At 67.6% G+C, this 20,010-nt stretch carries 18 protein-coding genes; 1 reads left to right on the top strand and 17 read right to left on the bottom strand.

All coding sequences use genetic code 11. The features are described from left to right. The first annotated feature begins 79 nt into the window (after positions 1 to 79). Positions 80 to 739, top strand: a complete 660-nt coding sequence (locus LZ009_RS11975; protein ID WP_275698156.1) for a hypothetical protein — start codon at positions 80 to 82, stop codon at positions 737 to 739. 9 nt (positions 740 to 748) lie between these two features. Here LZ009_RS11975 and LZ009_RS11970 read toward each other — a convergent pair whose 3' ends face one another. The 17 genes from LZ009_RS11970 to LZ009_RS11890 all read right to left on the bottom strand — a co-directional run bounded on the left by LZ009_RS11970 (position 749) and on the right by LZ009_RS11890 (position 19,973). Then, positions 749 to 1,303 (bottom strand): methylated-DNA--[protein]-cysteine S-methyltransferase, encoded by a 555-nt coding sequence (locus LZ009_RS11970; protein ID WP_275698155.1) that lies wholly within the window; start codon positions 1,301 to 1,303, stop codon positions 749 to 751. A 5-nt stretch (positions 1,304 to 1,308) separates the two neighbouring features. Next, complete coding sequence (locus LZ009_RS11965) at positions 1,309 to 2,253, bottom strand: glutathione S-transferase family protein (RefSeq protein ID WP_275698154.1); 945 nt, start codon at positions 2,251 to 2,253, stop codon at positions 1,309 to 1,311. Positions 2,254 to 2,260: 7 nt separating this feature from the next. Continuing rightward, positions 2,261 to 3,907 carry an isovaleryl-CoA dehydrogenase gene (locus LZ009_RS11960; protein WP_275698153.1) on the bottom strand — a complete coding sequence of 549 codons (1,647 nt, stop codon included), beginning with the start codon at positions 3,905 to 3,907 and terminating at the stop codon, positions 2,261 to 2,263. Positions 3,908 to 3,935: 28 nt separating this feature from the next. Next, on the bottom strand, positions 3,936 to 4,952 hold the full coding sequence (locus LZ009_RS11955) for an NADP-dependent oxidoreductase (RefSeq protein WP_275698152.1): 1,017 nt from the start codon (positions 4,950 to 4,952) through the stop codon (positions 3,936 to 3,938). 16 nt (positions 4,953 to 4,968) lie between these two features. After that, positions 4,969 to 5,382 carry a PaaI family thioesterase gene (locus LZ009_RS11950; protein ID WP_275698151.1) on the bottom strand — a complete coding sequence of 138 codons (414 nt, stop codon included), beginning with the start codon at positions 5,380 to 5,382 and terminating at the stop codon, positions 4,969 to 4,971. A 4-nt stretch (positions 5,383 to 5,386) separates the two neighbouring features. Further along, positions 5,387 to 6,178 (bottom strand): SDR family oxidoreductase, encoded by a 792-nt coding sequence (locus LZ009_RS11945; RefSeq protein WP_275698150.1) that lies wholly within the window; start codon positions 6,176 to 6,178, stop codon positions 5,387 to 5,389. Further along, a complete protein-coding gene (locus LZ009_RS11940; RefSeq protein ID WP_275698149.1) occupies positions 6,175 to 6,426 on the bottom strand; it encodes a hypothetical protein in 252 nt (83 codons plus the stop codon). The genes LZ009_RS11945 and LZ009_RS11940 overlap by 4 nt, the downstream gene beginning before the upstream one ends. 2 nt (positions 6,427 to 6,428) lie before the next feature. Then, the gene (locus tag LZ009_RS11935; protein WP_275698148.1) at positions 6,429 to 8,255 is read right to left on the bottom strand and encodes an acyl-CoA dehydrogenase; all 1,827 of its coding nucleotides are present in this window, start codon (positions 8,253 to 8,255) and stop codon (positions 6,429 to 6,431) included. 13 nt (positions 8,256 to 8,268) lie between these two features. Next, positions 8,269 to 9,444, bottom strand: a complete 1,176-nt coding sequence (locus LZ009_RS11930) for an acetyl-CoA C-acyltransferase (RefSeq protein ID WP_275698147.1) — start codon at positions 9,442 to 9,444, stop codon at positions 8,269 to 8,271. 27 nt (positions 9,445 to 9,471) lie between these two features. Continuing rightward, a complete protein-coding gene (locus tag LZ009_RS11925) occupies positions 9,472 to 10,947 on the bottom strand; it encodes a M20 family peptidase (protein ID WP_275698146.1) in 1,476 nt (491 codons plus the stop codon). Between the two features lie 8 nt (positions 10,948 to 10,955). Next, positions 10,956 to 13,055, bottom strand: coding sequence for a 3-hydroxyacyl-CoA dehydrogenase NAD-binding domain-containing protein (locus LZ009_RS11920; RefSeq protein WP_275698145.1), 2,100 nt, complete (start codon positions 13,053 to 13,055; stop codon positions 10,956 to 10,958). A gap of 123 nt (positions 13,056 to 13,178) precedes the next feature. Continuing rightward, positions 13,179 to 13,874 carry an ABC transporter ATP-binding protein gene (locus LZ009_RS11915; RefSeq protein WP_275698144.1) on the bottom strand — a complete coding sequence of 232 codons (696 nt, stop codon included), beginning with the start codon at positions 13,872 to 13,874 and terminating at the stop codon, positions 13,179 to 13,181. Then, complete coding sequence (locus tag LZ009_RS11910) at positions 13,874 to 14,647, bottom strand: ABC transporter ATP-binding protein (protein WP_275698143.1); 774 nt, start codon at positions 14,645 to 14,647, stop codon at positions 13,874 to 13,876. The genes LZ009_RS11915 and LZ009_RS11910 overlap by 1 nt, the downstream gene beginning before the upstream one ends. Continuing rightward, positions 14,644 to 15,936 (bottom strand): branched-chain amino acid ABC transporter permease, encoded by a 1,293-nt coding sequence (locus tag LZ009_RS11905; protein ID WP_275698142.1) that lies wholly within the window; start codon positions 15,934 to 15,936, stop codon positions 14,644 to 14,646. The genes LZ009_RS11910 and LZ009_RS11905 overlap by 4 nt, the downstream gene beginning before the upstream one ends. Before the next feature lie 4 nt (positions 15,937 to 15,940). Further along, entirely contained in the window at positions 15,941 to 16,888 is a 948-nt protein-coding gene (locus tag LZ009_RS11900; RefSeq protein WP_275698141.1) for a branched-chain amino acid ABC transporter permease, read from the bottom strand. Between the two features lie 108 nt (positions 16,889 to 16,996). Continuing rightward, positions 16,997 to 18,229 carry a branched-chain amino acid ABC transporter substrate-binding protein gene (locus LZ009_RS11895; protein ID WP_275698140.1) on the bottom strand — a complete coding sequence of 411 codons (1,233 nt, stop codon included), beginning with the start codon at positions 18,227 to 18,229 and terminating at the stop codon, positions 16,997 to 16,999. 115 nt (positions 18,230 to 18,344) lie between these two features. Then, complete coding sequence (locus LZ009_RS11890) at positions 18,345 to 19,973, bottom strand: 3-(methylthio)propionyl-CoA ligase (protein ID WP_275698139.1); 1,629 nt, start codon at positions 19,971 to 19,973, stop codon at positions 18,345 to 18,347. Between the last annotated feature and the right edge of the window lie 37 nt (positions 19,974 to 20,010).

Genomic DNA, 20,010 nt, shown 5'->3' with positions numbered 1-20,010 from the left:
ACAGCCAGACGGGCGTCCGGCTGACAGTAGCGGCCCTGCAACTGCAGAGAATGACTTAAGCCCTCAAAGGAGACTTTTCATGCGTACCCGTGGCATTCTTTTCGTCGTGGCCATCCTGCTGGTGGCCGCATTCGCGGCGCTGAACTGGAGCGAGATCGCGCGGTCCGTTCCCCTGTCCTTCGGTTTCTTCGTGATGAACGCGCCGCTGGGCGCCATCCTGCTGGCCTTGCTGGCCGCGGCCGCGGTGGCCTTCGCCCTGTCCAGTGCGGCGATCCGCACGCAGGCGCTGGTCGACTCGCGCACCCACCACAAGACCCTGGAAGCGCAGCGCACCCTGGCCGACAAGGCCGAAGCCTCGCGTTTCACCGACCTGCGCACCCACCTGGACAACCAGCTGCGCGAACTGCGCGAGCGCGACGCCATCGCCGCGACCGAATTCCAGAAGGCCATGGTCAACAGCCAGCGCGAGCTGCGCACGCAGCTGGAACAGATGAACCGCACGCTGGCCGCGCGCCTGAACGAGATGGATCACCGCCTGGGCGGCAGCGCGCCGGTGGTCGACACCGCGCCGCTGGCGCGCGCCGACGATCGCATGGAGCAGCTGCGCCAGGCCGAGGCCCGCGACGCGCGCCTGCGCGAGGCGCAACTGCGCCAGGAGCAGGACCTCGAGCTGCGGCGCGAGGAGAAGGTCGTGTCCACCGAGCGTCCGCCGGAGTCCGGCTGGCGCAAGTGGTTCTGAGCCCGGTCCCTAGTCGAACAATCCGGGCTCGCCGCCCAGGCGCGCCTTCTCGATCTCCAGCATCTTTAGCTTGGTGATCGCCCCGCCCTCGGCGGAAAATCCACCCGACCTTCCGCCGGCGGCCAGCACCCGGTGGCAGGGCACCACCGGCGCGAAGGGGTTCGCACCGAGTGCCTGCCCCACCGCCCGTGCCGCACCCGGGTCCCCCAGAATCTTCGCGACTTCGCCATAGGTCAGCACTTCGCCCGGCGGGATCGCGCGCGCCACTTCGTAGACGCGCCGGTGGAAATCCGGCACGGCCTCCAGCTGCAGCGGCAGGTCGCACAGGTCGTCTTTCTCGCCTTCCAGCAGCTTCCGTACGCGCGTGATCGCGGCTTGCACGAACGCGGGCGGATCGGCCTCTGGGACCGCTTCGCCGAAGCGGCGCCGCATCCTGGCCAGGCTGCCCGCGCGCGTCGTCTCAGGCAACTGCACGGCCGCCAGCGCGTCCTCGGTCCAGGCAATGCCGCACGCACCGATGGCCGTGTCGAACAGGCAGCAGCCGAGCGCGCGCGGCGCTTCCATGGCGCTCAGGCGGCGCGCAGCACGTAGCCGATGCGCGGGAAGTGCACGTGCACCGCACCGGCGCGCGCATCCTCGCGGCGCAGGCTGTAGTGCGTGCGCGTGGCGGCGATCAGTTCGCCTTCCGTGGGCTCCACGCCGAAGGTCTCCGGCGTGATCGTCACGCGGCTGCCCAGGGGAATGCCGTGGTCGTCCTGGAAGGCGCTGTCGATCAGCAGGTTGGAGCCGGGCGGCGCGGGTTCGGCCGCCTTGGCCAGCGCCACGGCGTCGTCGGAAGCCAGGTGCGTCGAGGCGCCATGGCCGATCGCGGCCACGCGCTGCGCCCATTCGATCACCGAAGGCGTGGCGTTCAGGATGTCCGCCAGCGGCGGCACCTGCTGCCGCGTGTACCAGATGCCGTGGTAGGCCGCGAAGTCGGCCACGCAGGGCTCCATGCCGAACAGGAAGTCGTGCTCGTCGGCCATGTTGGCGATGCGGCGCAGGTAGGAGCGGTAGGCCGAGGTAGCGTCCCCGGGACGCAGGCGCACCAGGTTCGCGCTCATCGCCTTGCGGTCTTCCCCGAAGGCCTTCGCAGCTTCGGGCGGCGCACCGGCGAAGACGTGCGCGGCGCCCTTGGGCTGCAGGTTGTAGCCCATCGCCGCCCAGAACAGGGTCGAGTCGGCCCACTGCGCGAAGATGCGGCACACGCCCTTCAGGTGGTGCGGGTACAGCGTGGGCTCGGGCCGCACGTGTTCCAGCACGTCGCAGATCAGCGCGGTGTCGCAGTAGATGTCGGCGCCGACCTGCAGCACCGGCGTGCGGCGGTAGCCGCCGGTCAGCGCGACGAGGTCCGGCTTGGGCATGATGGCCGGGATCAGCACCGACTTCCAGGGCAGCTTCTTGTAGCCGAGGACCAGGCGCAGCTTCTCCGAAAACGGCGAGCGGTGGTAGTGGTGCAGGATCAGGTCGTTCATGGCGGGTTCAACGGGGCTGCGCTCGCCGCAGGATAGCGTCGAAATCGGTTGCTGCGGAAAGCGTGCCGAAGGCCTGGCCCCAGTTGCCCGCCAGCCGTGAATCGCAGAATGCCGCGAACACCGGCGTGGGCGCCGCCTGGAACAGCAGCGCCGCCTGCACCGCCAGCGCGACATCCTGGGCCAGGCGCCGCGCCTCGATCTCGGTGGCCATTTCCTCGACGCGCGTGGGCAGGCTCGCCGCCAGCTTGTCGAGGGCCGGGTGCGCGCCCGTGGCCGGCGCGAGTTCCTGCGCCAGGGCAGCGGCCGCGTCGGCCTTGCGCAGAGCGCGCAGCAGGTCCAGCGCCATGATGTTGCCGGCGCCTTCCCAGATCGAATTGAGCGGCATCTCGCGGTAGATGCGGGCCATGATGCCCTGCCCGCCCTCTTCCACGTAGCCGTTGCCGCCCAGGCACTCCATCGCTTCCTGCGCGAAGTGGCTCCCGCGCTTGCAGATCCAGAACTTGGCGATCGGCGTCAGCAGGCGCGCCATGGCCGCTTCGTGCGCGTCGTTGCGCTTGTCGAAGGCGCGCGCGAGGCGCATGGCCAGCTGCGTCGCGGCCTCGCTTTCCAGCGCGAGGTCGGCCAGCACGTTGCGCATCAGCGGCTGTTCGACCAGCTTCTTGCCGAAGGCCGCGCGCTGCGCCGTGTGGTTCAGCGCGATGGACAAGGCCTGCCGCATCAGCCCGCTGGTGCCCAGCGCGCAATCGAGGCGCGTCATGGTGCCCATCTCCAGGATCTGCGGTACGCCGCGTCCTTCGTCGCCGACCAGCCAGGCCGTCGCGCCCTGGAATTCCACCTCCGAGCTGGCGTTGGCCTTATTGCCCAGCTTGTCCTTCAGGCGCTGGATGCGGATGGCGTTGCGGCTGCCGTCCGGCAGCACGCGCGGCAGGAACAGGCAGGACAGGCCGGACGCCGTCTGCGCGAGCACCAGGAAGGCGTCGCACATCGGCGCCGAGAAGAACCACTTGTGGCCGGTGACGCGGTAACGCGCCCCCCAGTCGTCGGTGCCATCGGGCTCGGCGCGGGTCGTGTTGGCGCGCACGTCCGAGCCGCCCTGCTTCTCCGTCATGCCCATGCCCATGGTCACGCCGAACTTGTTGGCGGCGGGCTTGAGCGCGGGGTCGTAACTGCGGCTGGTGAGCTTGGGCCCCCACTCGGCGTAGATCGCCGCATTGCTGCGCAGCGCCGGCGTGACCGCGTAGGTCATCGAGACCGGGCACAGGATGGAAGGCTCCAGCTCGGTGAAGAGCATGAAGCCGGCCGCGCGCAGCACGTGCGGGCTCGCGCCCTCGCCCGCCCAGGGCGTGCCGTGCAGGCCGGCCTGCACCGCGGCCGTCATCAGCGCGTGGTAGCTGGGGTGGAACTCGACTTCGTCGACGCGGCGGCCGAAGCGGTCGTGCGTGTGCAGCTCGGGCGTGCGCGTGTTGGCGAGGCGCGCATGCTCCTGCATCTCCGCGCTGCCGGCCAGCTGGCCCAGTTGCGCGAGCGGCGCCACGTCCAGTTGCGGCGCGTTGAAGCGCAGCGCGTCGCGCAAGGCCTGGTTGCCTTCGAACAGGTTGTAGCCCACCAGCGGCTCGGGCTGGTTGAAGACTTCGTGCGTGGCGTAGTCGCTCATGTCCGGATCCCGGCCCGCGAACCGCGCATCAGACCAGCTTGACCAGCTGCTTGCCGAAGTTCTTGCCCTTGAGCATGCCGAGGAAGGCGTCCGGGGCCGCTTCCAGCCCTTGCGCCACCGACTCGCGCGGCTTCAGCTTGCCGCTGCCGACCAGCATGCCCAGTTCCTTCAGCGCCTCGGGCCACACTTCCATGTGCTCGCTGACGATGAAGCCCTGGATCAGCAGGCGGTTGGTCAGCAGCAGTTGCGGATAGGCCATCGGGATCGGCTGGCCGTCGTAGCCGGCGATCATCCCGCACAGCGCGATGCGGCCGTGCGCGTTCATGCGCAGCAGCACCGCGTCCATCACCATGCCGCCGACGTTCTCGAAGTAGCCGTCGATGCCGTTGGGGCAGGCTTCCTTGATCGCCTTCGACAGCGAGCCGGCGTCCTTGTGCTGCTTGTAGTCGATGCAGGCGTCGAAGCCGAGTTCTTCCGTCACGTAGCGGCACTTGTCGGGGCCGCCGGCAATGCCGACGGCGCGGCAGCCGCGTGCCTTCGCCAGCGCGCCCAGTGCGCTGCCCACCGCGCCGCTTGCCGCGCTGACCACGATGGTCTGGCCCTGCTTGGCTTCGATGATCTTCACCAGCCCGTACCAGGCCGTCACGCCCGGCATGCCCACCGCGCCCAGGTAGTGCGACAGCGGCACGTGGGTGGTGTCCACCTTGCGCAGCGCACCGGGCTGGTCCGCGGCCACGACGCTGTACTGCTGCCAGCCGCCGAAGCCCACCACCTTGTCGCCCACGGCGTACTTGGCGTTGCGGCTCTCGACCACCTCGCCGACCGTGCCGCCTTGCATCACCTGGCCCAGCGGCTGCGGCTGGGCGTAGCTCTTGGCGTCGTTCATGCGGCCGCGCATGTAAGGGTCGAGGCTCAGGAAGTGGTGCTTGACCAGCACCTCGCCGTCCTTCAGCGCCGGCGTGTCGGCGGTCACCAGCTTGAAGTTGCTGGCCTTGGCTTCGCCCTCGGGGCGGTTGTCCAGCAGGAGCTGCTTGTTGGCGGGCATGGAAGCCTCCTCTCGTTCAGTCGGTGGAAATCGCGGCCTGCTTGCGCGGCACGTACTTGAAGGTGCCGGTGGCATGCGCGCAGGCAATGTCGTCGGCGTCGTAGATCGTTGCTTCGGTGAAGGCCATGGAGCGCGTCCTGTGCATCAGCCTTCCCTTGCCGGTGAGCACGCCCACGCAAGGCCGCATGAAGCTCGTCTTCATCTCGATGGTGACGACGCCGATCTCCAGGTCGACGCTGCGCGCCGCCGTGGCCATGGTCACGTCCAGCAAGGTCATGACGGCGCCGCCGTGCGTGACCTGGAAGGAGTTCAGGTGCTCCGGTTTCGGCGCGAACTTCAGCTCCGACGCGCCGCCTTCCATCCTCACCAGCTCGAAGCCGAGGTGGTGGACGAAGGGAATCTCGACGCCGAACAGCTTGGGCGAAGCCACGTGCTCAGCCCCCCGTCACCACGCTGACGCCGCCGTCCACCGCCAGCCACTGGCCGGTGATGTGCTTGCCGGCGTCGGACGCGAACAGCAGCGCCGTGCCCTTCAGGTCCTCGTCGTCGCCCAGGCGGCGCAGCGGCGCGTTCTCGGCCAGCTTGTCGACGCCGATGCGCTCCAGCGTGCCCTTGGTCATCTTGCTCGGGAAGAAGCCCGGGCAGATGGCGTTGACGTTGATGCCGTACTTGCCCCACTCGCAAGCCAGCGCCTGGGTGAAGGTGATGACCGCGCCCTTGGACGTGTTGTAGGCCAGCGTGTTCATGTCGGCGGGGTTGCCGCCCAGGCCGGCGATGGAGGCGACGTTGATGATGCGCCCCGACTTGCGCGGGATCATGCCCCGCTTCGCGACCTGCTGGGCCAGCAGGAAATAGCCGCGGACGTTGAGGTTCATGACCTTGTCCCAGGCTTCCACGGGATGGTCCTCGGCCGGCGCGCCCCAGGCGGCGCCGGCGTTGTTCACCAGGATGTCGACGTTGCCCATGCGTTCGAAGGTCTGGTCGGAGAGCTTGCGGATCTCCTCTTCCTTCGCGCAGTCGGCGGCGACCCAGCGCGCGTCGATGCCGGCGGCCTGCAGGTCGGCCACGGCTTCCTCCAGTTCGCCTTCCTTGCGGGCGCTGAGCATGATGCGCGCGCCGGCCTCGCCCAGCGCATGCGCGAGCTGCAGGCCCAGGCCGCGCGAGCCGCCGGTGACGAGGGCGACCTTGCCCTCCAGGTCGAACAATTGCTGGATGGTGCGGGTCATCGTGGGCTGTCTCCGGTTCGGGATGGGGTCGATTGTGCGCCGGGCTCGGCATCCTCGCGCAGGCGCGAGCGCACGACGATCAGGACGAAGCCGGCCAGCGCGGCAACGGAGCCCAGCACCGACAGGCTCCAGCCGCCGATCGCGGTTTCGTCGTGGGAGGCGATGCCCAGCACCAGCACCAGCAGGCCGCCGAAGATCAGCGACCAGATCAGGGTGTCGAGGCGGGCAAGGGTTCGCGGCGTGGCCATCGTCAGAAAGCTTCCTCGGGCATGGTGGAACAGGTGGAGTCCCGAGTTTCCACCACGCGCAGCCAGCCGGGGATCTTGGGCAGCTCGTAATGGAAGAAATAACGGGCGGCGCGGCGCCGGCCTTCGTGCTCGGGCCGCGTGCTGTCGGCGGGCACGGCCAGCAGCACGTCGAGCCAGGTCCAGGCGACCACCAGGTGGCCGAAGGCCTGCATGTAGGGCACCGCGTTGGCGAGCGCATCGGAAGGATTGCCGGTGGCCCAGGCGGCCTTGGTGGCGGCGCCGACCTTCTGCAGGGCCTGCCCCAGCGTATTGGCGTGCTCGGCCAGCGCGGGTTGCTGGATCGCCCGCTCGATCGTCGCGTTGATGCGGCCTGCGAGCAGCATGAGGCCCTTGCCGCCTTCCATCACCACCTTGCGCCCCAGCAGGTCGGCGGCCTGGATGCCGTGCGTGCCTTCGTGGATCATGTTCAGGCGGTTGTCGCGCCAGTACTGCTCCACCGGGAAGTCGCGCGTGTAGCCGTAGCCGCCGTGGACCTGGATCGCCAGCGAATTCGCTTCCAGGCAGAACTCGCTGGGCCAGCTCTTGGCCACCGGCGTCAGCACCTCCAGCAGCAGGCGCGCTTCTTCCGCGGCCTCCGGCGTGCCGGTGTGCTGCTCGTCGACCAGGCGGGCGCAATACAGCAGCAGGGCCAGCGCGCCCTCGCCGTAGGACTTCTGCGCGAGCAGCATGCGCTTGACGTCGGCGTGTTCGATGATGCGGACCTGCGGCTGCGCGGCGTCCTTGCCCGCTGGGCCGACAGGGCGGCCTTGGGGACGGTTCTTCGCGTATTCCAGCGAAGCGTAGTAGCCGGCCAGGCCCAGTGCCGTGGCCGCCAGGCCGATGCCGATGCGCGCCTCGTTCATCATGTGGAACATGCAGCGCAGGCCTTCGCCCGGCTTGCCCACGAGATAGCCGATGGCACCCGCGCCACCGCGCACGGGATATTTGCCTTCGCCGAAATTTAGCAGCGTGTTCGTCGTGCCGCGCCACCCCAGCTTGTGGTTGAGGCCCGCGAGCGCGACGTCGTTGCGCTCACCGGTCAACCGCCCTTCGGTGTCGACCAGCTTCTTGGGCAGGATGAACAGCGAGATGCCGCGCGTGCCCGGCACCAGCTTGCCGTCGGGTCCCGGGATCTTGGCCAGCACGAGGTGGATGATGTTCTCGGCCAGCTCGTGTTCGCCGGCCGAGATCCACATCTTGTTGCCCTTGAGGCGGTAGCGCGGGCCGAGCGGATCGCTTTCGAAATCCGCGCCGTCGGACGTGGCGCGCGTGGCGACGTCGGACAGCGAGGAGCCGGCCTGCGGCTCCGACAGGCACATGGTGCCGGTGAAGCGGCCGCCGAACTCGTTGCGCGCGAACACGGCCTTCTGCGCCTCGGTGCCGTGCACCAGCAACAGGTTGGCGTTGCCCTTGGTGAGCAGGCTGGAGCCCATGCTGACCGAAGCCAGCGCGAAGAAGGTGTTGGCCGCGGCCTCGATCGTGTAGGGCAGCTGCATGCCGCCCTCCTCGTAGTCCTGGGCGGCGCTGACCATGCCGGACGCCACGTAGGCGCGGTGCGCCTCGTGCGTCGCCTGCGGCAGGATCACCTTTTCGCCGTCGAAGCGCGGCTCCTCGGTGTCGACCAGGCGGTTGAACGGCGCGTACTTCTCGCGCGCGATGCGCTCGCAGGTGTCGAACACCGCGTCGAAGGTCTCGCGCGAATGGTCGGCGAAGCGCTCGCGCTCGCCCAGCCGCCCGGCGTGCAGCCAGTCGTAGAGGAGGAAGTCGAGGGTGGGACGCAGGGAAGACATGCCTTCCCCGCTCTTACAGCACTTCGAAGACGCCCGCAGCCCCCATGCCGCCGCCGATGCACATCGTGACGACCACGCGCTTCGCCCCGCGCCGCTTGCCTTCGATCAGCGCATGGCCGGTCAGGCGCTGGCCCGACACACCGTACGGGTGGCCGACGGCGATGGCGCCGCCGTTGACGTTCAGGCGGTCCGCCGGGATGCCCAGCTTGTCGCGGCAGTACAGCACCTGCACCGCAAAAGCTTCGTTCAGCTCCCACAGGTCGATGTCCTGCACCGTCAGGCCCAGCTTCTTGAGCACCTTCGGCACGGCGAACACGGGGCCGATGCCCATCTCGTCCGGCTCGCAGCCCGCGACCGCGAAGCCGAGGAAGCGACCCATGGGCTTGAGGTTGTTGCGCGCGGCGTACTCCTCGCTCACCACCACGCAGGCGCCGGCGCCGTCGGAGAACTGGCTGGCATTGCCGGCGGTGATCACGCCGCCCGGCAGTGCCGGCTTGATGCCGCTGATGCCTTCCTTGGTCGTGCCTTCGCGCAGGCCCTCGTCCTTGCTGACCGTCACTTCCTTGGTGATCAGGCCCATGACCGCATCGGCCACGCCGGCCTTCACCGTGATGGGCGCGATCTCGTCGTTGAACTTGCCGGCCGCCTGCGCGGCGCAGGCCTTCTGCTGCGAGGCGGCGCCGTATTCGTCCATGCGGTCGCGGCCGATGTCGTAGCGCTTGGCGACCTGCTCCGCGGTCTGCAGCATCGTCCAGTAGATCTCGGGCTTCTTCTTGTCCAGCGCCAGGTCGCGCAGCATGTGCGTGTTCATTTCCTGCTGCACGCAGGAGATGCTTTCCACGCCGCCGGCGACGTAGACGTCGCCTTCGCCCGCGATGATGCGCTGCGAAGCCATGGCGATGGTCTGCAGGCCCGAGGAGCAGAAGCGGTTCACGGTGGCACCGGACACCGTCACCGGCAGGTCGGCCATCAGCGCGATCTGGCGCGCGATGTTGGCGCCGGTGGCGCCTTCGGGATTGGCGCAGCCCATGAGGACGTCCTCGATGGCGCCGGGGTCGATGCCGGCGCGCTGCACGGCATGCTTCACCGCATGGCCGCCCAGGGTGGCGCCGTGCGTCATGTTGAACGCGCCCTTCCAGCTCTTGGTGAGCGGGGTGCGGGCGGTGGAGACGATGACGGCCTTGGTCATGGTGTGTTGCCTTTCAGGGGAGTCGTGTCAGGGGGCCGGCGCGTTCAGGTTGCGCAGGAGTTGATGGTAGAAGCGCACCAGCTCGCCCAGGTTGGCGACGGCGATGCGCTCGTTGGTGCCGTGCAGCCGGGCGACGTCTTCCGGCTTCACGCGCACGGGCGAGAAGCGGTAGATGCTGTCGGCCAGGTCCACGAAATGGTGCGAATCGGAGCCGGCGACGTAGAGCGCCGGCGCCACCAGCGTGCCGGGGAACACGGCGCGCAGCGTGCGCTGCAGCTGGTAGTAGGAAGGCGCGGCGGTGGAACTCACCGGCGTGGGTTCCGTGCTGCCGCCCAGGGACTTGACCTCGACGCCCTCGCCGACCTTGGAGCGCACGTGCGCGAGAACCTTCTCGGTGCTGTCGCCCGGCAGGATGCGGTAGTCCAGCGTGGCGTCGGCCTGGCCGGGGATCACGTTCGACTTGTTGCCGGCATTCACGATGGTCAGCGCCGTGGTCGTGCGCAGCATCGCATTGGTGCTGGCGCCTTTCGCGAGCTGCTTCTCGAGCAGCGGGCCGAACAGCCACAGGTTGGAAAGCGCCACGCGCTGGATGCCGCCCATCTCGGGGGCCAGCGTCTGGAACAGCTCGCGCGCCACGCCCTGCAGCTTGGGCGGGAACTGCTCCTCGTCCAGCCGCTTGAGCGCATCGCCGACCTTGGCGATCGCCGTCGTGCCGGGCGGGGGCGGCATCGACGCATGCCCTGGGGGCGCGTTCGCGGTGATCTGCACCGTGATGTAGCCCTTCTCCGCCATGCCCACCAGCGCCGCCGGCGCCTTCACGCCGGGCAGGATGCCTTCGGTGAGCACCAGGCCTTCGTCGATCACGAAGTCCAGCCGCACCTTGCGCTCGCGCAGCATCTTGGCGATGGCGACCGCGCCACGTGGGCCGCCCACTTCCTCGTCGGCGCCGGCAATGAGGTAGATCGTCTGGCGCGGCTGGAAGCCGGCCGCCAGCAGCATCTCCACCGCCTCCAGCTGCGCGATGAGGTTGCCCTTGTCGTCCCAGGCGCCTCGGCCCCACACGTAACCGTCCTTCACCTCGCCGGAGAAGGGCGCCACCTGCCACTTGCTTTCGGTGCCCGGGGCAATGGGGACGACGTCCTGGTGCGCGATGAAGGCGACCGGCTTCGCGTTCGGGTCCGTGCCCTTCCACGTGTAGAGCAGGCTCAGGTCGTTGACCAGATCGCGCTGCAACGTGGCATGCACGCGCGGGAAGCGCTCCTGCAGCAGCGCGTGCAGCTTGCGGAATTCGGCCGCGTTGGCGGTGGGATCCTCGAGGCTGGACACCGTCTGCAGGCGGATGGCTGCACCCAGCTTGTCCGCCAGCGCCTTCTCGTCGAGGGCCAGCGGCGGCGCCGGGGGCACATCGAGCTGGCGCGAGCCCTGGCGCAGCGTGTTGACGGCCAGGACCGCCACCAGCAGCAGCAACAAGGCGGCAAGCACCAGCAGGATGCGTTTCACCATGGGCGCGTTCAGGAGAAGGTCTTGCCTTCGGCGGCCAGCTTCGCCAGCAGCGGCGCGGGCTCCCAGAACTTCGCGTCGTCGCGCGGGTTCTTCTGGAAGCGCTTCATCGCCTGCACCACGTTGAACAGGCCGACCTGGTCGGCGTAGTTCATGGGGCCGCCGCGATGGATCGGGAAGCCGTAGCCGGTGATGTAGACCATGTCGACGTCGCTGGCGCGGGCGGCGATGCCCTCTTCCACGATGCGCGCGCCTTCGTTGACCAGCGCGAACACCAGGCGCTGCACGATCTCCTCGTCGGAGATCTTGCGCGGCGTGATGCCCAGTTCCTTGCGGTGGTCCTCGATCATCTTCTCGACCAACTTGGACGGGATCGCGTCGCGCTTGCCCGCTTCGTAGTCGTACCAGCCGGCGCCCGTCTTCTGGCCGAAGCGGCCCAGCTCGCACAGCTTGTCGGCGGTGCGGCTGTAGAGCATGTTCGGCCGCTCCTGCGCGCGGCGCTTGCGAATGGCCCAGCCGATGTCGTTGCCGGCCAGGTCGCCCATGCGGAACGGTCCCATCGCGAAGCCGAACTTCTCGACGGCCTTGTCCACCTGCGCGGGCGTGGCGCCTTCGTCCAGCAGGAAGCCGGCCTGGCGGCTGTACTGCTCGATCATGCGGTTGCCGATGAAGCCGTCGGTCACGCCCGACACCACCGCCGTCTTCTTGATCTTCTTCGCGAGGGCCATGGTCGTGGCCATCACGTCCTTGCCGGTCTTGGCGCCGCGCACCACTTCCAGCAGCTTCATCACGTTGGCCGGGCTGAAGAAGTGCAGGCCGACGACGTCTTCGGGCCGCTTGGTGAAGGCCGCGATCTTGTCGACGTCCAGCGTGGAAGTGTTGGACGCGAGGATGGCGCCCTTCTTCATGGTCTTGTCCAGCTGCTCGAAGACCTTCTGCTTGACGCCCATCTCCTCGAACACGGCCTCGATCACGAGGTCGGCGTCGCCGATGTCGTCGTAGGAAAGCGTGGGCTTCAGCAGCGCCATGCGCTGCTCGTACTTGTCCTGCTTCAGCTTGCCCTTCTTGACCTGGCCCTCGTAGTTCTTGCGGATGGTGGCCAGGCCGCGGTCGATGGCTTCCTGCTTCATCTCGAGGATGGTCACCGGGACGCCGGCGTTCAGGAAGTTCATGGCGATGCCGCCGCCCATGGTGCCGGCGCCGATAACGGCGACCTTCTCGATGGCGCGCTTGGGCGTGTCTTCCGGCACGTCGGCGATCTTGCTGGCCGCGCGCTCCGCCATGAACAGGTGGCGCAGGGCCCTGGACTCGGGCGTGAACATCAGCGCGGTGAAGATCTCGCGCTCGTAGGCCATGCCTTCGTCGAACTTCTTCTTGGTGGAGGCTTCGACCGCGTCGACGCACTTGGCCGGCGCGGGGAAGTTCTTCGCCATGCCCTTGACCATGTTGCGCGCGAACTGGAAGTAGGCGTCGCCCATGGGATGCCTGGACGGCAGGTTGCGCACCAGCGGCAGCGGCCGCGTGTCGGCGACGGAACGGGCGAAGGCCAGCGCTTCTTCCAGCAGCGACTCGGGCGAGGCGGCCATCTTGTCGAACAGCTTCTGGCCGGGCAGCTGCGCCAGCATTTCGGCCTTGACCGGCTCGCCACTGACGATCATGTTCAGCGCGGGTTCGACGCCCAGCACGCGCGGCAGGCGCTGCGTGCCGCCGGCGCCGGGAATCAGGCCCAGCTTCACTTCCGGCAGGGCGATGCTGGTGCCGGGTGCGGCGATGCGGTAGTGGCAGCCGAGCGCGAGCTCGAGGCCGCCGCCCATGGCGACCGAGTGCATGGCGGCGACGGTGGGCTTGGCGGAATTCTCCAGCGCCAGGATGACGGACAGCAGGTTCGGGTCCTGCGTCGCCTTCATCGAGCCGAATTCCTTGATGTCGGCGCCGCCGGAGAAGGCCTTGCCGGCGCCGGTGACGACGATGGCCTTGACGGCGGGATCCGCGTTGGCCTGGTCGAGGCCCTGCGTGATCGCGACACGGGTGGCATGGCCCAGCCCGTTGACGGGCGGATTGTTCATCGTGACCACGGCGACGTCGCCGTGGACCTTGTATTCAGCCGTCATGCTGCTTCCTTGGTTGGAGGAGAACTAGATAAAAGAACGGTCGTTCTTTTTTTGGATTGTAGTGGGGCGATGTTGCGCTGCAACCTGCTCGTGTCCGATGAGGGACACGGGGCTTGCGGGAGGTTATACCTCCAGCCACTCCTTGCGGATATAGGCGTCCGCGCGCAGCGTGTCCGGGGTGCCCTGGAACACGATGCTGCCGTGGCCCATCACCAGCGCCCGATCGGAAATCGCCATGGCGATGGTCAGCTTCTGCTCGATGAGCAGCACCGACACGCCGCGGGATTTCAGGGTCTTCAGGTACTCGCCGACCAGCTCGACAATCTTGGGGGCCAGGCCCTCGGTCGGCTCGTCGATGATGATCAGTTCCGGGTCGCCCATCAGGGTGCGGCACAGCGTCAGCATCTGCTGCTCGCCGCCGGACAACACGCCGGCTTCGGTGTGCTGCCGTTCCTTCAGGCGCGGGAACATGCCGTACATGTCGTCGAAGCTCCAGCGGCCGGCCTGTTTCGCCGATTTCTGCCCGAGCATCAGGTTCTGGTGCACCGTGAGCTTGGGGAAGATGTCGCGGTTCTCGGGCACGTAGCCCAGGCCCAGGTGCGCGATCTCGTAGGGCTTGCGGCCCTGGATGGCCTGGCCCTTGAACACGACGTCCCCGTGCGCTTCCACCATGCCCATGATGGCCTTGGCGGTGGTGGACCGGCCCGAGCCGTTGCGTCCCAGCAGGGCGACGATCTCGCCCTCGCCCACGTCGAACTCCACGCCATGCAGGACGTGGCTCTTGCCGTAGAAGGCATGCAGGTTGGCGACCTTGAGCATCAGTGCGCTCCCGCCTGCTGGTCGGCCACGGAAGACCCGAGGTAGGCCTCCTGCACCTTCTGGTTGGCGCGCACGGCCTCCGGCGTGTCGAAGGCGATGATCTCGCCGTAGACCACCACCGCGATCTTGTCGGCCAGGCCGAACACCACGCCCATGTCGTGCTCCACCGTCAACAGGGTCTTGCCCACCGTCACTTCCTTGATCAGCGCGATGAAGCGGCGCGTCTCCTCGCGGCTCATGCCCGCCGTCGGTTCGTCCAGCAGGATCACGTTGGCGCCGCCGGCAATGGTGATGCCGACTTCCAGCGCGCGCTGCTCCGCATAGGTGAGGTTCACGGCCAGCACGTCGCGCTTCTTGTGCAGCCGGATGCGCTCCATCAGCTCCTCGGCGCGCTCGTTGGCGTCGTCCAGGTCGGCCAGGAACTTGAGGAAGGTGTAGCGGTAGCCCAGGCTCCAGAGCACGCCGCAGCGCAGGTTCTCGAACACCGACAGCTTGGGGAAGATGTTCGTGATCTGGAAGCTGCGCGACAGGCCCAGCCGGTTGATCTCGAAGGGCTTCTTGCCGTCGATGCGGGTGCCGTTCAGCAGCACCTCGCCGCCGGAAGGGGCGAAGCGGCCGCTGATCAGGTTGAACAGCGTCGACTTGCCGGCGCCGTTGGGGCCGATCACGGCGACGCGTTCGCCCGGCTGCACCTGCAGGCTGCAGCCGCGGATGATCTCGGTCTTGCCGAAACTCTTGCGCAGGTCGCGCAACTCCAATGCCGGGGCGGTCAAAGCGTCTCCCTCCGCTTCACTTCTTTTTCGATGAATTCCTGGATCTCGCCCCACTGGCGGCTGTACTGGCGGCGCGCGACCTCGAACAGGCCGATGCCGGTGAGCATCACGAAGGCGGCGCCGAACCAGCTGTCCGCGCCCTTGGCGTTCAACGAGGCGCCCATGAAGTTCAGCTTCGGGCCGAGCGCCGCATTCAGCTGCAGGTGGTAGACCATCTCGATCATCACGCCGGCGCCCAGCAGCGCGATCAGCGCCGTCACCGCGAGCGCCAGGTAGCTGACCCACAGGTCCTTCAGGCGCCCGAAGGACGCCACCCGCAGGTTCATCATGATCAGGCTGGCGATGCCACCGGGCGCGTACATCACCATGAACAGGAAGACCAGCCCGAGGTACAGCAGCCAGGCCTTGGTGAACTCCGACAGCAGCACGAAGGCCAGCACCATCAGCACGCCGCCGATGATGGGGCCGAAGAAGAAGGTCGCGCCGCCGAGGAAGGTGAAGAGCAGGTAGGCGCCCGAGCGGTAGCCGCTCACCACTTCCGACGTCACGATCTCGAAGTTGAGTGCCGCCAGGCCGCCGGAGATGCCGGCAAAGAAGGCCGCGATGATGAAGACGATGTAGCGCACCTTCTGCGTGTCGTAGCCGACGAACTCCACCCGCTCGGGGTTGTCGCGCACCGCGTTGATCATGCGACCGAGCGGCGTGCGCGTGAAGGCGAACATCAGCCCGGTGCAGACGAAGGTGTAGACCGCGATCAGGTAGTACAGCTGGATCTGCGGGCCGAAGGTGATGCCCAGCGGCCTGGGACCGGCGACGCGGTTGCTGGAGATGCCGCCTTCGCCCCCGAAGAACTCGGGGAACATCAGCGACGAGGCCCAGACCAGCTCGCCGATGCCCAGCGTGATCATCGCGAAGGGCGTCGCCGCCTTCTTGGTGGTCACGTACCCGAACAGCACGGCGAACACCGCCGAGGCGAGGCCGCCGACGATGGGCACCAGGCTCACCGGGATGGGCCACTGGCCCTTGCCCACCAGGTTCAGCGTGTGGATGGCGAGGAAGGAGCCCAGGCCCGAATACACCGCGTGGCCGAAACTGAGCATGCCGCCCTGTCCCAGCAGCATGTTGTACGAGAGGCAGACGATGATCGCGATACCCATCTGCGACAGCATCGTGTGGGCCAGGCTGCTGGTAAACAGCATGGGCGCCGCCGCCAGGATCAGGGCGTAGCCGCCCCACACCAGCCAGCGGCCGACGTTGTAGGGCTTGAATTCGTAGAAGTCCTTGGCCACGTCTTCAGCCCTCCCGCGTGCCGAGGAGGCCCTTGGGCCGGAAGATCAGGATCAGCACCAGGAACATGTAGGGCAGGATGGGCGCGATCTGCGAGATCTTCAGCTTCCACACGGCGTAGCCGAAGGTCGCCGGCGTGACGTTCAGGCCCAGTGTGTGCGCGGCGCCCATCAGCGAAGCGTCGATGCCCACCGCGTAGGTCTGGATGATGCCGATCAGCAGCGAGGCGACGAAGGCGCCGGCCAGCGAGCCCATGCCGCCGACCACCACCACGACGAAGATCACCGAGCCCACCGTGGCCGCCATGCCGGGCTCGGTGACGAAGGCGTTGCCGCCGATCACGCCCGCCAGCGCCGCCAGCGCGCAGCCGCCGCCGAACACCAGCATGAAGACGCGCGGCACGTTGTGGCCCAGCGCCTCCACCGTCTCGGGATGCGTCAGCGCCGCCTGGATCACCAGGCCGATGCGGGTGCGGGTGAGCAGCAGCCAGATCGCCACCAGCATCAGCAGCGCCACCAGCATCATGAAGCCGCGGTACAGCGGGAACTGCGTGCCGTACAGCGTGAACAGGGGGCCCGCCAGCAGCGGCGGCACGCGGTAGTCGACCGAGCTCGTGCCCCACACCAGCTGCACCATCTCGAGGATGATGAAGGACAGCCCGAAGGTGATGAGCAGCTCCGCCACGTGGCCGTACTTGTGGACGCGGCGCAGCGCGTACTTCTCGAACAGCGCGCCTATGCCCGCCACCAGCAGCGGCGCGATCACCAGCGCCGGCCAGAACCCGAGCAGCTGCGTGGTGCTGTATGCGAAATAGGCGCCCAGCATGTAGAAGCTGGCGTGCGCGAAATTCAGGACGCCCATCATGCTGAAGATCAGCGTGAGGCCGGAACTGAGCATGAACAGCAGCAGCCCGTAGCTGATGCCGTTCAGGAGCGAGATCGTGAAGAACTCCATCCGCTTTCGTTTCTTTTCTTCGTTAGGGGCCCGCCTGCATTGTGCAGGTTGCGCTGCACAAAAAAAAGCCGGGACGTCCGGGTCCCGGCTGTTTTCGTCGCTTGCGCGTCAGCCCGCGGGACGCTTCATCTGGCAGCTGGTGGGCGTGCTGGACACGTACGGGTCCATCTGCTTGATCGGCACGAAGGTGTAGCCGGTCTTCTCGACGCTGTACTCGCCCTTCTTCGCTTTCTGCCACTTGGTGATGTACATCGCCTGCTGCAGCTGGTGGTCGGACGCGCGCATGGTGACGTCGCCGCCGAAGCTCTTGACCGTCAGGCCTTCCATCGCCTTGGCCACCGCCACCGGGTTGGTGCTCTTGGCCTTCGCCATGGCCGCGCCCAGCAGGTTGATGCCGTTGTAGGTGGCGTAGGTGTAGTAGTCGTCGTCGAACTTCTTGTTGAACTCGGCGCCGATCTGGCCCAGCTCGCCGCCGTGGTTGGCGTGGCCGTAGGCCACGACGTAGACCTCGCTGTCGCCGCCGGCGGCCAGCGCCGTGGGCGTGCCGGTCACGCCGGCGTAGTAGGTGTACATCGGGATCTTCAGGCCGGCGTCGTTCATCGCCTTGACCAGCAGCGTGAGGTCCTGGCCCCAGTTGCCGGTCAGCACGCTGTCGGCGCCCGACTGCTTGATCTTGGCGACGTAGGGCGCGAAGTCCTTGACCTGGCCGATCGGGTGCAGGTCCTCGCCGACGATCTGCACGTCGGGGCGCTTGCGGCCGATGGCGTCCTTGAAGTACTTGGCGACCTGCTGGCCGTGCGAGTAGTTCTGGCCGATGACGTAGACCTTCTTGACCTTGGGCTGGTCCTTCATGAAGGTGGTCAGCGCCTCCATCTTCATCGAGGTGTCGGCGTCCAGGCGGAAGTGCCAGTAGTCGCACTTCTCGTTGGTCATGGAGGGGTCGACCGCGGCGTAATTCAGGTAGATGACTTCCTTGCCGGGGTTGCGCTCGTTGTACTTGGAAACCGCGTCCTCCAGCGCCAGGCCGGCGCCCGAGCCGTTGCCCTGGGTGATGTAGCGGAAGCCCTGGTCGATGGCGGCCTTCAGCGTGTTCAGGCTCTCCTGCGGCGAGCCCTTGTTGTCGAAGCCGGTGACTTCGAACTTCACGCCCGCCGGATTCTTGCCCGAGAGCTTCTCGGCGGCGAACTGCCAGCTCTTCAGCTGGTTCTGGCCGACGTTGGCGAAGGGGCCGGACAGCGGGTCCATGAAGGCGATCTTGACGGTCTCGCCTTTCTGCGCGAACGCAGTGCCGGCCAGCGCCATGGCGGCGGCGGCGGCGACGATCTTCAGCTGGTACTTCATGGGGCCTGTCTCCTGTGGTCTGTGACAGGCCGCAGAGTACTAGGGAAGTTGCAGCGCTGCGGTCAGGGATTGCCCGTAAGCAGGGGCCGCAGCTATCGCGAACGCGACATGCTGCTCACGCCGTCGGCAGGCGATAGTCCTTCAACTGCTCGCGCAGCCGCGTCTTGAGCATCTTGCCCGTCGCGCCCAACGGGATCGCTTCGACGAACACCACGTCGTCGGGCACCTGCCACTTGGCGATCTTGCCTTCGTAGAACTTCAGCAGCTCCTCGCGGCTGACGTCCATGCCCGGCTTCTTCACCACGGCGACGATGGGCCGCTCGTCCCACTTGGGGTGCCGCATGCCGATGCAGGCGGCCATCTGCACCGCCGGGTGCGCCATCGCGATGTTCTCCACGTCGATCGAGCTGATCCACTCGCCGCCGGACTTGATCACGTCCTTGCTGCGGTCGGTGATCTGCATGTAGCCGTCGGGGTCGATGGTGGCGACGTCGCCGGTGGGGAACCAGCCGTCCACCAGCGGGTTGCCGCCCTCGCCCTTGAAGTACTCGCGCACCACCCAGGGGCCTTTCACGTAGAGGTCGCCGAAGGCCTTGCCGTCCCAGCCCAGTTCCTCGCCGTTGTCGTCCACGATCTTCATGTCGACGCCGTAGATCGCGCGGCCCTGCTTCAGGCGGATCTTCATCTGGTCCGCCGGCGGCTGCGTGAGGTGCTTGTTCTTCAAGGTGCACAGCGTGCCCAGCGGGCTCATCTCGGTCATGCCCCAGGCATGCAGCACCTCCACGCCGTAGTCCTCGCGGAAGGCGTCGATCATCGCGGGCGGGCAGGCGGAGCCGCCGATCACGGTGCGCTTCAGGGTGCTGAACTTCAGGCCGTTGGGTTTCATGTGCGACAGCAGCATCTGCCACACGGTCGGCACGCCGGCCGCGTATGTGACCTTTTCGGCCTCCATCAGCTCGTACACCGACTTGCCGTCCAGCGCCGGGCCGGGGAACACCAGCTTGCAGCCGGTGAGCGCCGCCGAATACGGGATGCCCCAGGCGTTGACGTGGAACATCGGCACCACCGGCAGCACCGAGTCGCGCGCCGACAGGCTCATGACGTCCGGCAGCGCTGCGGCGTAGGCATGCAGGATGGTCGAGCGATGGCTGTAGAGCGCCGCCTTCGGGTTGCCCGTGGTGCCGCTCGTGTAGCACATGCTGGAGGCCGAGTTCTCGTCGAAGGTCGGCCAGTCGTAGCTGGTGGGCTGGGCGCCGATCCAGTCCTCGTAGGCGACCAGGTTGGGCACGCCGCTGTCCCTGGGCAGCTTGTCGGCCTCGCACAGCGCCACGTACTGGCGGATGCCGGGGCACTTGGCGTGGATGGCCTGCACCAGCGGCAGGAAGGTCATGTCGAAGCACAGGACCTGGTCTTCGGCGTGGTTGGCGATCCAGGCGATCTGCTCCGGATGCAGGCGCGGGTTGAGCGTGTGCAGCACGCGGCCCGAGCCGCTGACGCCGAAGTACAGCTCCAGGTGGCGGTAGCCGTTCCAGGCCAGCGTGGCCACGCGGTCGGAGAACAGCAGCTGCATGCCGTCCAGCGCATGCGCCACCTGCTTCGCCCGGCGGGCGACGTCGCGCCACTGGTAGCGGTGGATGTCGCCCTCGACCCGGCGCGACACGATCTCGGCGTCGCCGTGGTGGCGTTCCGCATGCGTGATCAGCGACGAAATCAGCAGCGGTTGGCTTTGCATCAGGCCCAGCATTCCAGTCTCCATGCGATGTCTTGTGGAGCGGATGCTA

Source organism: Ramlibacter paludis (assembly GCF_022012305.1).
In the GTDB taxonomy this organism is placed as follows: domain Bacteria; phylum Pseudomonadota; class Gammaproteobacteria; order Burkholderiales; family Burkholderiaceae_C; genus Ramlibacter; species Ramlibacter paludis.
The sequence above is the reverse complement of the archived record's forward strand: the minus strand, read 5'-3'. Positions and strand labels throughout refer to the sequence as shown.

Excerpts from the sequence above, each read along its gene's own strand:
- LZ009_RS11975 (WP_275698156.1), top strand. The coding sequence starts at position 80 with ATGCGTACCCGTGGCATTCTTTTCGTCGTGGCCATCCTGCTGGTGGCC.
- LZ009_RS11970 (WP_275698155.1), bottom strand. The coding sequence starts at position 1,303 with ATGGAAGCGCCGCGCGCGCTCGGCTGCTGCCTGTTCGACACGGCCATC.
- LZ009_RS11965 (WP_275698154.1), bottom strand. The coding sequence starts at position 2,253 with ATGAACGACCTGATCCTGCACCACTACCACCGCTCGCCGTTTTCGGAG.
- LZ009_RS11960 (WP_275698153.1), bottom strand. The coding sequence starts at position 3,907 with ATGAGCGACTACGCCACGCACGAAGTCTTCAACCAGCCCGAGCCGCTG.
- LZ009_RS11955 (WP_275698152.1), bottom strand. The coding sequence starts at position 4,952 with ATGCCCGCCAACAAGCAGCTCCTGCTGGACAACCGCCCCGAGGGCGAA.
- LZ009_RS11945 (WP_275698150.1), bottom strand. The coding sequence starts at position 6,178 with ATGACCCGCACCATCCAGCAATTGTTCGACCTGGAGGGCAAGGTCGCC.
- LZ009_RS11940 (WP_275698149.1), bottom strand. The coding sequence starts at position 6,426 with ATGGCCACGCCGCGAACCCTTGCCCGCCTCGACACCCTGATCTGGTCG.
- LZ009_RS11935 (WP_275698148.1), bottom strand. The coding sequence starts at position 8,255 with ATGTCTTCCCTGCGTCCCACCCTCGACTTCCTCCTCTACGACTGGCTG.
- LZ009_RS11930 (WP_275698147.1), bottom strand. The coding sequence starts at position 9,444 with ATGACCAAGGCCGTCATCGTCTCCACCGCCCGCACCCCGCTCACCAAG.
- LZ009_RS11925 (WP_275698146.1), bottom strand. The coding sequence starts at position 10,947 with ATGGTGAAACGCATCCTGCTGGTGCTTGCCGCCTTGTTGCTGCTGCTG.
- LZ009_RS11920 (WP_275698145.1), bottom strand. The coding sequence starts at position 13,055 with ATGACGGCTGAATACAAGGTCCACGGCGACGTCGCCGTGGTCACGATG.
- LZ009_RS11915 (WP_275698144.1), bottom strand. The coding sequence starts at position 13,874 with ATGCTCAAGGTCGCCAACCTGCATGCCTTCTACGGCAAGAGCCACGTC.
- LZ009_RS11900 (WP_275698141.1), bottom strand. The coding sequence starts at position 16,888 with ATGGAGTTCTTCACGATCTCGCTCCTGAACGGCATCAGCTACGGGCTG.
- LZ009_RS11895 (WP_275698140.1), bottom strand. The coding sequence starts at position 18,229 with ATGAAGTACCAGCTGAAGATCGTCGCCGCCGCCGCCGCCATGGCGCTG.
- LZ009_RS11890 (WP_275698139.1), bottom strand. The coding sequence starts at position 19,973 with ATGCTGGGCCTGATGCAAAGCCAACCGCTGCTGATTTCGTCGCTGATC.